Source organism: Bacillus sp. T3 (genome assembly GCF_033449965.1).
Taxonomy (GTDB): Bacteria; Bacillota; Bacilli; order Bacillales; family Cytobacillaceae; genus Bacillus_BU.
Genome location: NZ_CP137761.1, coordinates 2026654 through 2039087, shown reverse-complemented (window position 1 = coordinate 2039087; position 12434 = coordinate 2026654). Strand labels below are relative to the sequence as shown.

The window sequence follows — 12434 nt, the reverse complement described above, 5'->3', positions numbered from 1 at the left end:
TCCCCCATTAAAGTTCTTTCAAATGGAAAATACGGCGCTCGTCTAAATACGCTTCAAAACCTGGTGGGATGACAAAGGTAGTTGCCGGTGATTCCAAGATCGAAAATGCACCGATTTTATTGCCAGGATTAATTTTTTCCATTTCCCAAATATTGGCCTTGATCCACTCGCCCTTCCAGTAAACATTTCGTCGACCCAGGAAGGCATCTCCAGTAGGTTTTTCTCCTAATAATGGCTCCTTCGGTATTCTCGGTTTGGCTACCTCAACAATTCCACGGATAATCGCCCCTGTAATACTGTAACCAAGCTCAGGTGATTTCGCCGCCTTCGCATAAACCCTCGTATACGTTTCTTCAAAGGCTTCAACAAGTGCCTCGAAGTCGCTAACGCTCTTAAGCGATTGAATAGGTGCTTCAATTTCTAGGTCATTTAGCTGGCCTTGGTACTGCATACGGAAGTAAAGACGGAAGTCTACATCTTTACGGTCAAATTTATTCTTTTCAAATTCTGCTGCCACTTTTTCCATTAATTCATCCCAAGCATCCTGTAATTCAATTCCAGCTTTTAACTTAACGTCATCCCCTGCTCTGTCATCGACATTGATATCGAGGGTTTTGTCGTAACGATATTCAAAGTCAGCTGCCCCACAACCAAATGCCGAGAAACCAGCTGCCCATGCTGGAACGAGCACATCCTCAAAGCCTAGTCCTTTTGTGTAGCCTGCAGTATGAAGTGGTCCACCGCCGCCATATGAAAAGCAAACATATTGAGATGGTGAATATCCTTTGCCCAAAATCATTGATTCTAAGTAATTTCGTAACTGTGATTCTAGTAAATCAATGACACCATAGGCAGCATCCTCTACACTTAAACCTAATGGTTCAGCAATTTGGGTTTTGACAGCTTCATAGGCACGCTTCGGATCAAGCTTTACTTCACCACCGAGGAAGTTATCTGGATTGATTAATCCTAAGACAACGTGACAATCTGATACGGTTACAGTCGTAACTCCACCTTCCGGATAACAGACTCCAACCTTTGAACCCGCACTATCTGGTCCTAGAGTAAGAGATTTGAAATTCGGATCGATGCGAACATAGCTACCAGCACCAGCTCCAACCGTATCCATCGCGACAAGCGGGAGCGATAATACTAATCTCGCCATATCTGGACTTGAGTTAATACTTAAGTCACCTTGAGTAATTAACGCCATATCAAAGCTTGTTCCGCCGATATCTGAACAGGCTATATTTGGAATTCCTAATGCTTCCCCAAGATATTTCGCCCCTACAACGCCACCAATTGGTCCCGATACAAGCGTTCTTGCCAGCTCATTTGCTTGAGTACTGATCGTTCCACCATGGCTTGCCATAACACGCAGGTCAAAGGTGGAACCATGGTCCTGGAGCATATCATTGATTTTTAGTAATGTTTCACGTGAAGGATCTGCTGCATACGCTTCAATAATTGTCGTGTTTGTTCGATGTGATTCTTTTCTAACAGGATAATAATCAACGGATGCAAAAATCGGAACATCCTTGCCAGCTTTCTTCATCGTTTCTTTTGCAATATCTCTTATTTTCCGTTCATGTGCTGGATATTTGTAAGAATGAAGGAGGCTGATAACAATTGCTTCGACGTCCTGGTCTAACAGTTCCTGTACCGCTCCTTCTACTTCATGCTCATATAATGGGATTACTACGTTACCAAAAATATCAACGCGCTCTGTAACACCCCTTGTCCGTTCACGTGGCACAAGAGGTGGATCATAGCGATGTGTGTTTAAGTGTAATCGGTCTGAATAGGAATAACCTAGGTAAGCTTGAATGGCACGGCCCATGCGATGAAAGTCTTCCATCCCTTTATTTACAATTAAACCAACCTTGCGTCCATTTCTTGAAACAAGCCGGTTCAGCATCGCTGTTCCTGAATAGACACCTGCTAAAAGTTTTGGAAATTCTGCTTCAACTGTCGTATCCCAATAGGTTAGTGCGTCTCTTGCTGAGTTTAATAGCCCAATTGATTCATCCTCAGGAGTTGATTGTGCTTTTCCAACAACGAAATCACCATTATCATCAATAATGAATGTGTCGGTCATCGTTCCCCCTGCATCAATTGCAAGAATTTGTGCTTTCCTAGCTGACGTTTTTTCCATCCGATTCTCCCTTTCTTACCTTAAAACCTTTTGGTTTATCCACTTATCTATGTTGCAAGTCCCGTGCCAAACTCTAAAAGTCTGATGTTGTGAGATTTTCTAACCTTTTATCATGAACAAGTGTAGTGATTCGCAACAGGTGTAGCGCTACAGGTGTTGCAAAAAATCCAAATACGACAAAACAAGTAAAAATGGCACATACATTTTTTCCAATAAAAATGGTAAAATGTAACCGTTGTAGCAATTTTCTAAAAATTCAGTATTCTCTTCGTTTCAAGGGGGTAAGTGATGATTTCAATCTTTTCAACCCAAGATATACCCAATAAAACAAAGGAACTAACTGCTTTATGGGAAAGATATGTAACAAAATCGTGGGAAACAGGAGAAGAAATTAATCAATTAAGAAAAAATGTATTAGATTCTTGGAGGCGATGTCAAACCACCGGAGTCAATCCTCAACAAATGCTGGCAAAACCGATTTTATCGGAATATGATCTTAAACTTTTATGGACAGAATCTGAACTCTTCAAAAATGCAAAGCCCATCATCGATGATTTCTTCTACAAAATGAAGGGAACAGGCTACCTCATTACTCTAGCTAACCATGAGGGGTGCATTATTTATTTAAAAGGCGAGCCCGATGTTATGCGCGAGGCAGAAAGAATGAACTTCTCACTTGGAATGGATTGGAGTGAAGCAAGTGCTGGTACAAATGCAATTGGGACAAGTATCGTCACCAAAAAGCCAATTCAAATCTTCTCAGCAGAACATTTTTGCCAAGGCTGTCATCCATGGACTTGCTCCTCTGCTCCGATTACTCATCCATTTACAAAAGAAATTATTGGAGCCATTGATTTAACTGGATTTTGGGGAAATGCACAACCACATACTCTAGGCCTCGCTGTTTCCCTTTCACAATTGATACAACACGAGCTAGCCAAGAATTATTTGCAGCCCAACTACTCTTTAATCGGTAAAGGGCAGCATCAAGTTAGCAAGACATTTTACCGGAACAAACTAAATGAGGAACCTTGGCAAGAAGTAATTGGTACATCCGAAATATTAGTAAATTCATTATCTAAATGCAATAAAGCCGCTCCCTCTAATGTCCCTGTTTTACTTTTAGGGGAAAGTGGGACCGGAAAAGAAAAGATCGCACAAGCGATTCATAAATCGAGCTTACGCAGCACTCAACCCTTTTTGGCCATTAACTGTGGAGCAATACAAAAAGAATTGATTGGTAGTGAATTATTTGGTTATGAAAAAGGAGCTTTCACTGGTGCTTCGAATACCTGGAAAAAAGGGAAGTTTGAGGAGGCAAATGGCGGTACATTATTTTTAGATGAAATTGGTGAAATGCCATTAGACCTACAGGTGCACCTGCTAAGAGTATTACAAGAAAAAGAGGTAACGAGATTAGGTTCATCCCACCCGATCTCAGTCAATGTGAGAATTATTGCCGCTACTAATAAAAATTTGTTTGACCTTTGTAAACAGGGACAATTCCGGGAGGATTTGTTGTTCCGTCTTAATGTGGTGACAGTCAATATCCCTCCTTTACGAGAACGATTAGACGATCTACAGCAATTATCAGATCACTTCTTAGATTTATTTTCACAAAAATATTTAAAAGAAAAACTATCGATTTCAGAAGAAATAAGTAAATTTTTCTATGAATATCATTGGCCCGGAAACATTAGGGAACTACAAAACGTTCTTGAACATGCGGTGTTATTTTGTGAAGAAGATGAAATTAGATTAGCCGACCTTCCCCATTATATATTGGAGCAAGAAATGAACTCGCTTGCTGCTTCAAGTAAAGAAATCCTAACGCCAATTGATTCAGAGGAACGCAAACTACTCATTCGTTTATTAGACGAAACAGGCTGGAATTTATCTGCCGTGGCAAAAAAGATGAACATTGCCCGTTCGACCCTTTATCGTAAATTAAAGAAATATCAATTAAACCAACAAAAACAAACATTGTGTATGCCCTAAGTGCTGCCTAAATAAAGAAAAGAAGGTAAGTTCCATGGCTGGAAGCTTACCTTCTTTATTTTTTAACATTATGAAAAAATGTTTTTAATACTATTGATTAATTCTTTAAAGAAATCAGAGACTTTTTGTAAAAAGCCCGGGTCCCCAATCGTTTCACTAATTCGATTTTGGATATCTTGTGAAAGTGTATTTAGCTGTGATTTCACATTATCAAAATTAATATTTAAGCCACGCATTTTTTCAAACAAATCAATAAGAAGCTGACGGTCTTGATCACTTAATTCAATTCCAAGTGATTTCAATTTATCATCAATGATTTGCGCTACCTCTTCTTTTGTAGCTGGATTTTGCGCAGCAATTTCCTTCTTAATTTCTGTTAAGAGCTCACTAACTTTATCTTGATCTAAGCCCTCTTGTTTTGCTAAATCTGTTGCTAAATTTAATTCCTCATTTGCTACTTCAGTTCTTTCCTTATTCAACCCAGCACCTTCACCGGCATCGTACGCTTTATAAATTCCAACTAATGCCGAGTGACCTGTTACTTTTACAGGAGATGCCACTTCTACTTCTGCATCCTCAATACCCGCAGTTAATAAGGCATTCGCATACATTTCATCTGTCACTTCAGTAATATTTTCTGGTGTAACCTGGCGGATAACTAAGCCTTCACCAGAATCTTTTCGAGTTATTTTAGCTGATGAATACATATTGGAGTGCCTATCACCATTGATGTATGTAACAAGGTCATCACCTGTAACAGTAATTTCCTTTACCTTGCTTGGATCATCAACCCCCAATAAGGATCTTACTTCTTCCTTTTGACTAGCTGATAAGGCTTCTCCATATACTACTATTGGTAGTCCGTATTTTTCGTTAATCACATCGTCGTCATTGTTGTTATCAGATGCTAAGGTGCTTGTCCCCATTGATAAAGCAAATGTTAACACTGCAGCCATAGCAATCCATTTAAGAATTCGCATACCTTAATTTCTCCTTTTCTTTTAACTATACTTATCGATAATAGCATATTTATTTTGATATTGCTTAATTATTCCTAACTTACCAAAGCTGTTCTGTTTAAAATATGAAAATCAAATATTTTAAATAAAGGTTGTTAAATTAGAATGTTGATTTCCGCTCCAGGTGCTTCGCTTTCCGCGGGTGGGCGGTGTGCCTCCTCGTCGCTTACGCTCCTGCGGGGTCTCACCTGTCCCACTGCTCCCGCAGGAGTCTTCGCACCTTCCGCTCCAATCAACTCGTGCCAAAAATAATAATGAGCTTTAACATAGCCTTAATAAAAAAAACAGACCCATTAATGAGTCTGTTTTGTGTGTTTAATGTTAAAATTAGTTTTTACGAACGTTAGCAGCTTGTGGTCCGCGAGCGCCTTGCTCTACGTCAAAAGTAACTGCTTGTCCTTCTTCAAGAGTTTTGAAGCCTTCGCCTTGGATAGCTGAGAAATGTACGAATACGTCTTCTCCGCCTTCGCGCTCGATGAAACCGAAACCTTTTTCTGCATTAAACCATTTTACTTTACCGTTTTCCATGTATGTTGCCTCCTAGTGTGTAAAACACACATTGTATTACTATTCTTGCTCTCAATGATATCCAGGCGAAAACTGATGTTCTTCCCTTACATACGGAACAAAAATAATTCTTTTTAATTATATCAGTTTTGGTAAGGTTAGGCAAGTCTACGTTTGGAAAGCCTAGTAAATATAACTGTAAATTACCATGAAACTACGAGTATCCATTTACTGACACATACAAACCTAGATTTTTTGTGGTATAGTTAAAGGAGATTAAAAAAGGAGTGTCTATTTGAAACACTTAAAAAACTTATATCAAACAGGCGAAACTGTTCATATCAAAGACACTGGTGAGACTGTTACAATCTCAAATCTTAAATATGTGAAGAACATGAAAAGATTTTCTTATACCATTAAAGAAGATCGCAGCACTTTTTACTTTGAAGAAGAGTTAAAAAAATTCTCTTAAACAAGGCTAAATTTGCAAACGGAGGCACTGAAAAATTTCAGTGCCTCTTTCAGTCTAATTGAGATTGCGTGTAGTCTTTTTTATTATGCTTGTGGTGTGGTGCGGACATAGGTTCCGTTATTCTCATAAACAGTGTCGATTTGAAAGGCTAACCTGGACAACAGGTACGTTATTTTATCATTATTTTGCCCTTTTCAGTTGTTTTTATATAAATAACGAATCCTTCGTCCACTTAAGTCTAGTAAAATGGTTATTTTATCAAAATAAGGTACTCTATGTCCTTTCAACAACCGAGCTTTGAGATTCTTCATGAACCTTAAAAGGATTTCTCCATTCCATCAGAGCCCCAAAATTATGTGATTCTTCGTCTTCTAAATAGTCGGCAACCACTTTTACAGGCGTTCGGCCACACCTTAACAAAAAGGTAATGACGGGATCCTTTAGATCTCCACGGACGACAGCTGCAAGATATTCATCAGGTGACATTTCAATGGCATGATTATGGTAACCTGGCATTCGCCCTCCGCCCAATAATCTTGTTAACCCCAAATGAATGACGACATCGTACATCGAGTGCATCAGCCATTTACCAAGGCCGAATTTCCGGTAAGTGGGACGGACACTAATATCCACTACATACAATGTATTCCCCTTAGGATTATGATTTCGAATATAGCCATTGTCGGTAATCTCTTCCCATGTATGTTCGGGTTGTGATGGATCAAAATGAACGAGCAGGCCCGTCATTGATCCCGCTAATACTCCATCAACTTCAATGCACAATGCTCCTTCTGGAAAAAGTGAAACATGACTTCTTAGTTGCTCGTTGTTCCACCATAACTCGGATGGAAAAGGCGGAGGAAAGCTTTCTCGTTGAATATTGATCAATTCTGGAAAGTCTTTTTCTTGGTAATTTCGAATTACTGCTGGAATCGTTTTTTCTTTATCTAACACATAAAATTCCTTGCGATACAAATGGTCCAGCCTCCTTTTCCGGATAAAAGAAATAGATTACTAAACAGGATACATTCCTAAACTCCGTCTCTCTATTGCAAACACATGATACCGTATTATCTTAACAATATATAACAATTAACAACTTAATTTAAACAAATGTGCTTAATTTTTACATATAAAAAATCCCCTTCAACCGAAAGGGATTTGTATAATCAAATGATATTTTTCCCGTAAAAAATCTCATCCATTTCATATTGTAGTTTTTCGGTAATATCGTTCACCTCATCTGGACTAAGGTTTTCCTTTGTAATACCAAATAAATAATTGTTTAAATCAAATTCGCGCAATTTACATTTTGTGTGGAAAATATTTTCTTGATACACATTCACATCAATCATATGATATAAATCCTTAATTTCGTGGGGGATATAATTTTGTATTGAGCTGATGTCATGGTCAATAAACAGCTTATGACCGCTGATGTCTCTTGTAAATCCACGAACCCGGTAATCAATTGTCATGATATCGGTATCGAAGGAATGGATTAGATAGTTCAGTGCTTTTAGTGGTGAAATCTCTCCACATGTTGAAACATCAATATCAGCGCGAAATGTGCTAATACCATCATCCGGATGAGACTCAGGATATGTATGTACAGTAATATGGCTTTTGTCGAGCGCAATCGTCACGGCTTCAGGGAGCGGACCTGGTGATTCTGCAAACGTGCCTTTAGGTACCTCGACAACTGGTCCTTCAGAAACCAAAAAAGTAACACTGGCTCCTTGAGGAACATAATCTTGCTTAGCAATATTTAGCACATGAGCTCCAATAATATCAGATACATTTGTTAAAATATGTGTTAACCGATCAGCATTGTATTGTTCATCAATATAATGAAAATACGCCTCCCGCTCATTTTGGGTGGTAGTATAGCAAATATCATACATATTAAAGCTTAATGTTTTCGTAAGATTATTGAAACCATGTAATTCGACCCTTTGCTCTGGTGTTAGCGCCATGGTAAACAGACCCCTTTAGCTTTTTTTGCCAATTTGCTGAGCAAATTGAATACATAGGAATATTGTTTACCTAAAGCGAGGGAATTATTTTTAAAAATGGCTTTTTTAAAGAGCGTTGTTGATTTTTTAGGAATCTGTTGATTGGAGTGGAAGGTGCGAGACTCCTGCGGGAGAAGGTGTCCTGGGAGACCTCACAGGCGCTATAGCTCCGAGGAGAACGAAAAGCGGAAGCGGCTTGCCAAGGGGCGACAGGCATAAGACGACCCGTTAAGAAGGTCGTTCTTTGACCTTCTTAACGGATTGGCTGTAGACCTGCGAACCCCTAGCCGCTGCAGCTAGACAGGCTCCCTGGACTCCCCCGCGGAAAGGGAGCACCCGAAGCGGAAATCAACGAACAATTTAACGATGCTTTTAAACGTTTCTATTTCCCAGACCTAAAAATAGAAATAATCAGCAGAAAAAACATAAAAAACGCTAATCCAGTCCCAATTTCAATAATTGGAATATTCATAAGCAAAAATGAAGATTGCCCAGCAATGGAAGCACCTAAAATTAACCCCAGCATGATAATGCTAAACGAGAGGAGACCGATACTAAAGGATATCCGATTCCCAATTTTATTTACTTTTGCTAGAATCACATCAATTTCAGGCAAAGAAATTTCTTGGCGCATTTTCCCGTTTTTAAAAAGAAGCGTTAATTCTTTTAATCCTTTTGGAAATTCTGCAATCAATTCTCCGAAATTGACCAACTGATTCCATAGGCTACCCGCCACTTTTTTCGGATAAAACCGCTCTAAAAGCAGTCGTTTTCCAAATGGCTCTGCTACATTTAAAATGCTTATTTCCGGATCAAGCTTAACGACAATCCCTTCCATCGTTAGAAGCGTTTTTCCTAATAAAGTTAAATCCGAGGGAATGCGGATGCTATGCCGATATGCCACTAAAAATAAATCATTAACTACCTGCCCTAAACTCGTCTGACTTAATGGAACATCCACATATTTTTCGTTCAATTTCTCAATTTCCCCTCTTAAAGAAGGAACATTGATATTGTCAGGTACAATCCCCATATTCGTGATCGATTTAATAATATCATCCGTACTTTTACGCATGAGGGCAATTACCAAGGAAGCAAGATGATATTTCATTTCTGGTGTGAGTTTACCAACCATTCCAAAATCCAGAAATATGATGGTATTATTCGGCAATGCTAAAATATTACCAGGATGAGGATCCCCGTGAAAATATCCATCGATTAAGATTTGATGTAATAAGGAATCAATGATTCGCTTTGCTAATTCCTTTTTATCAATTCCTATTTGTTTGAGCTTGTCTTCTTCGTTTACTTTTGTCCCTTCAACATACTCCATTGTCAGGACTCTTTTCGTTGAATACTCCCAATACACCTTTGGAATAATCACCTTTGGTTCCTCGACAAACTGTTTGGCAATACGATCTGAATTTCGACCTTCAACTGTATAATCAATCTCTTCACGTAGTGACCTGGAGAATTCATCCACAATATCACGAACTCCATAATGCGCTGCCCAGTCAAGGCGCTGTTCGGCCAATAAGGCGATGTCATGCAGGATTTCTAAATCTGTTTCAATCATTTGCGTGATATTTGGACGTTGAATTTTAACTGCAACCTTTTCTCCTGTTTTCAATACACCATAATGGACTTGTCCTATTGATGCGGCAGCGAGTGGGATTTCACTAAATTCCTCAAAAATTGTATGTATCGGGTGTCCGAGCTCCTGTTCAATCGTTTCGACTACTGTTTCATATGCGAATTGGGGGGCATTGTCCTGAAGCTTTTCTAGCTCCTCAATAATCTCAGCAGGGATAAGATCATAACGAGTACTGGCAACCTGCCCTATTTTTACAAAGGTCGGACCAAGATCCTGGAGAAATAATTTAATGCGTTCCCCTATATTTTTCGTATGGGACTCGGTTTTCACTTCGACAAATAGCCGTTTAGGCAACGATAAGATTTCAAGCAGCCCTAATTCCTTTATGATAAAACCGAATCCATAACGGATAAAAGCATATACAATTTCACGATAGCGTTGGATATGGCGGATTCTTTTTCTTATCATGTAAAACACCTCAAGTACGAGCGACTTATGTTATCAGTTTATATAAAAAATTCCACAAAACTAGTTTTTTGTGGAATTTTAACAAAAATGTAATCATACCCCATGATGATGGTGATGCATTAGGTTAGAAAAATCTTTATAAAAAGGATTAGGATAGGATTTTCTTAGTAAGTAAATCGGTATAAGCGCCACGACAAAATTTACAAACGTATACGGCGGAATCACTGGGATAAGTGCGACAGTAAACAATAGACTTGCGTACAATCCGATTTGTGCATAGATGTTTTTGGATAAAACCAAAATCCCAACAGTCAACTCAAAAATGACGAGCATGATTGTAAACCACTCGGCATACGGCACCACTATTGTTTCAATCATATCTGAGTAAATTTTGAAGAGTGCCATTTCAGCAAATTGTTGATAAAATTCTGGTTGCGACAACGTGTAGGTTAGGTTAAAAACACTACTCCCTAGAAAAAAGAATCCCCAGACCATTCTTAGCATAATAAACCACCTCCTTAAGCAGTTTGATATGCAGAAGATCTACGTTCGCACCTCTCTTTTATTATAAATCAATAAAAAGAAAAAAGACATTTTGGAGGGTGATGAATTGGTTTGTTATAATGAATGAAATAACTGTACATAGATTGTTTTTTGGAGGAAAGATTACATGGCTGAAAAGAAAAAATATTATGTTGTTTGGAGAGGTCGAAAAACAGGAATATTCAACACTTGGGCTGAATGCGAACAGCAAACAAAAGGCTTTCAAGGCGCTAGCTTTAAATCTTTCCCTTCCTTAGCAGAGGCCGAAAAAGCCTTTAAAAGGGGAAAACTAGCTATTCTGCTGCCTCTAAAGGGAAAACTGCAACTGCCAACAAGGCTGGTGGAGGTAGTAAAACACAGGAAAAACCTGTAGTGAACGAGAACAGTATCTCCGTTGATGCCGCTTGCAGCGGAAACCCCGGTATGATGGAATACCAAGGTGTCTCCACGAAAACTGGTGAAGTCCTCTTTCACTTTGGTCCGATACTCGGCACGAACAATATCGGTGAATTTTTGGCCATCGTTCATGCCCTTTCACTGCTGAATAAAAACGGATTGAATACTGATATATATACAGATTCTGTCACTGCTCTTTCTTGGGTCCGGAATAAAAAGGCGAACACAAGCCTTGTACGCAATGCCGGTACTGAAGAAGTGTGGACGATGATTGAGCGGGCAGAAAAATGGCTGAAAGAAAATTCGTATCAAAATAAAATTATGAAGTGGGATACAAACACCCTCGGAGAAATCAAGGCGGACTTTGGGCGGAAATAAGGTTGTGGTTGTAAGTAAGATGCAGTTGAGCAGAAGGCACTTAAGTTCATAAAGTGGTGAGCTTGAAGCTTGCTTGACTTCCACATAATGGTCACGTTTTTATACGTGACCATTGATGTGTATTTTATTTAGAATAGGACCTTTAAAGTTATGCTTCGCTCAAAACGTGCATATATGCATTTAGCTGAGCATATCCGTAACTAAATGTGCATAAATTTCTAAAGTTGTATCATAAATTTTAAAAGTCGAGCATATATTTGAAAAGTTGTATCATAAATTTTTGAACTTAGATCATATCCACATTTAAACGTGCATATAAACTAATGGTCGTGCATATAACATTACACTTTTTATAAAAAACAACCTCTATTTCTAAAAATAATTGATTTCTTCGTTAAAACTTACTTTTTTTACTCAAAAACTACTATTTTTATAGAAGACTTGGGTAAAACATCAAAATTTATTCCAATTTCACGGACAAGTTTAACACAGCCGATATCGCAAAAATAACTTTAACCTATCTATCTTTTGTTTAGCATCTAACTCAGCAGGTGATTTTTGTGATTGCTTTATGTTCGTCTTCCTTTTTTACATATATATCATATTGAGTATTATCAACAACTCGAATATTACGAGTATCCATGCCGCTAAAGGGAATTACGACTTTATACTTAATTCCAGCAGATTGTAATTTTGCGATGACAGTAAAATACTGATCGTTGCCAAACGTCGAATAAATCAGTCTCCAGTTACGATTCATTACTGTACGAAAAAAGTGATTAAGATAAATACTGAAACAAGGATCACGATTGTTATAAACATGTCTTATCCCGCCAATCATTTATAAAAACACCATTATGCATTTATTTCTACAAAATAAAACTAAGGT

At 38.4% G+C, this 12434-nt stretch carries 10 protein-coding genes and 1 pseudogene; 3 read left to right on the top strand and 8 right to left on the bottom strand.

Annotated features, from left to right (window positions below):
• Positions 1 to 7: 7 nt before the first annotated feature.
• A complete protein-coding gene (locus tag RGF10_RS10590; RefSeq protein ID WP_318508982.1) occupies positions 8 to 2155 on the bottom strand; it encodes a hydantoinase/oxoprolinase family protein in 2148 nt (715 codons plus the stop codon).
• Between the two features lie 288 nt (positions 2156 to 2443).
• Between RGF10_RS10590 and RGF10_RS10585 the strand changes: the two genes are divergently transcribed.
• Positions 2444 to 4153: a sigma-54-dependent Fis family transcriptional regulator gene (locus RGF10_RS10585; protein WP_318508981.1), complete on the top strand. Its 1710-nt coding sequence runs from the start codon at positions 2444 to 2446 to the stop codon at positions 4151 to 4153.
• Between the two features lie 68 nt (positions 4154 to 4221).
• Here the strand turns inward: RGF10_RS10585 and RGF10_RS10580 are convergent, their stop codons facing one another.
• Together RGF10_RS10580 and RGF10_RS10575 are read right to left on the bottom strand one after the other, a co-directional pair.
• Positions 4222 to 5133 (bottom strand): DUF1002 domain-containing protein, encoded by a 912-nt coding sequence (locus RGF10_RS10580; protein WP_412176697.1) that lies wholly within the window; start codon positions 5131 to 5133, stop codon positions 4222 to 4224.
• Positions 5134 to 5499: 366 nt separating this feature from the next.
• The gene (locus RGF10_RS10575) at positions 5500 to 5700 is read right to left on the bottom strand and encodes a cold-shock protein (protein ID WP_318508980.1); all 201 of its coding nucleotides are present in this window, start codon (positions 5698 to 5700) and stop codon (positions 5500 to 5502) included.
• A 274-nt stretch (positions 5701 to 5974) separates the two neighbouring features.
• On the opposite strand from RGF10_RS10575, the gene RGF10_RS10570 reads away from it, so the two are divergent.
• On the top strand, positions 5975 to 6151 hold the full coding sequence (locus RGF10_RS10570) for a hypothetical protein (protein WP_318508979.1): 177 nt from the start codon (positions 5975 to 5977) through the stop codon (positions 6149 to 6151).
• Between the two features lie 273 nt (positions 6152 to 6424).
• Here RGF10_RS10570 and RGF10_RS10565 read toward each other — a convergent pair whose 3' ends face one another.
• The 4 genes from RGF10_RS10565 to RGF10_RS10550 all read right to left on the bottom strand — a co-directional run bounded on the left by RGF10_RS10565 (position 6425) and on the right by RGF10_RS10550 (position 10732).
• Positions 6425 to 7126, bottom strand: a complete 702-nt coding sequence (locus RGF10_RS10565) for a GNAT family N-acetyltransferase (RefSeq protein WP_318508978.1) — start codon at positions 7124 to 7126, stop codon at positions 6425 to 6427.
• 194 nt (positions 7127 to 7320) lie between these two features.
• Positions 7321 to 8127 carry an adenosylmethionine decarboxylase gene (speD, locus tag RGF10_RS10560; RefSeq protein WP_318508977.1) on the bottom strand — a complete coding sequence of 269 codons (807 nt, stop codon included), beginning with the start codon at positions 8125 to 8127 and terminating at the stop codon, positions 7321 to 7323.
• Between the two features lie 421 nt (positions 8128 to 8548).
• The gene (locus tag RGF10_RS10555; protein WP_318508976.1) at positions 8549 to 10228 is read right to left on the bottom strand and encodes an ABC1 kinase family protein; all 1680 of its coding nucleotides are present in this window, start codon (positions 10226 to 10228) and stop codon (positions 8549 to 8551) included.
• A gap of 93 nt (positions 10229 to 10321) precedes the next feature.
• Complete coding sequence (locus RGF10_RS10550; RefSeq protein ID WP_318508975.1) at positions 10322 to 10732, bottom strand: hypothetical protein; 411 nt, start codon at positions 10730 to 10732, stop codon at positions 10322 to 10324.
• A 166-nt stretch (positions 10733 to 10898) separates the two neighbouring features.
• Here RGF10_RS10550 and RGF10_RS10545 point away from each other — a divergent pair.
• Positions 10899 to 11545, top strand: a pseudogene (locus RGF10_RS10545) (viroplasmin family protein).
• A 544-nt stretch (positions 11546 to 12089) separates the two neighbouring features.
• Here RGF10_RS10545 and RGF10_RS10540 read toward each other — a convergent pair.
• Positions 12090 to 12386: a hypothetical protein gene (locus tag RGF10_RS10540; RefSeq protein WP_318508974.1), complete on the bottom strand. Its 297-nt coding sequence runs from the start codon at positions 12384 to 12386 to the stop codon at positions 12090 to 12092.
• Positions 12387 to 12434 lie beyond the last annotated feature (48 nt).

Bases quoted from the DNA above. Each gene is read 5' to 3' on its own strand.
- RGF10_RS10590 (WP_318508982.1), bottom strand. From the start codon at position 2,155: ATGGAAAAAACGTCAGCTAGGAAAGCACAAATTCTTGCAATTGATGCA.
- speD (WP_318508977.1), bottom strand. From the start codon at position 8,127: ATGGCGCTAACACCAGAGCAAAGGGTCGAATTACATGGTTTCAATAAT.
- RGF10_RS10585 (WP_318508981.1), top strand. From the start codon at position 2,444: ATGATTTCAATCTTTTCAACCCAAGATATACCCAATAAAACAAAGGAA.
- RGF10_RS10575 (WP_318508980.1), bottom strand. From the start codon at position 5,700: ATGGAAAACGGTAAAGTAAAATGGTTTAATGCAGAAAAAGGTTTCGGT.
- RGF10_RS10540 (WP_318508974.1), bottom strand. From the start codon at position 12,386: ATGATTGGCGGGATAAGACATGTTTATAACAATCGTGATCCTTGTTTC.
- RGF10_RS10580 (WP_412176697.1), bottom strand. From the start codon at position 5,133: ATGCGAATTCTTAAATGGATTGCTATGGCTGCAGTGTTAACATTTGCT.
- RGF10_RS10550 (WP_318508975.1), bottom strand. From the start codon at position 10,732: ATGCTAAGAATGGTCTGGGGATTCTTTTTTCTAGGGAGTAGTGTTTTT.
- RGF10_RS10555 (WP_318508976.1), bottom strand. From the start codon at position 10,228: ATGATAAGAAAAAGAATCCGCCATATCCAACGCTATCGTGAAATTGTA.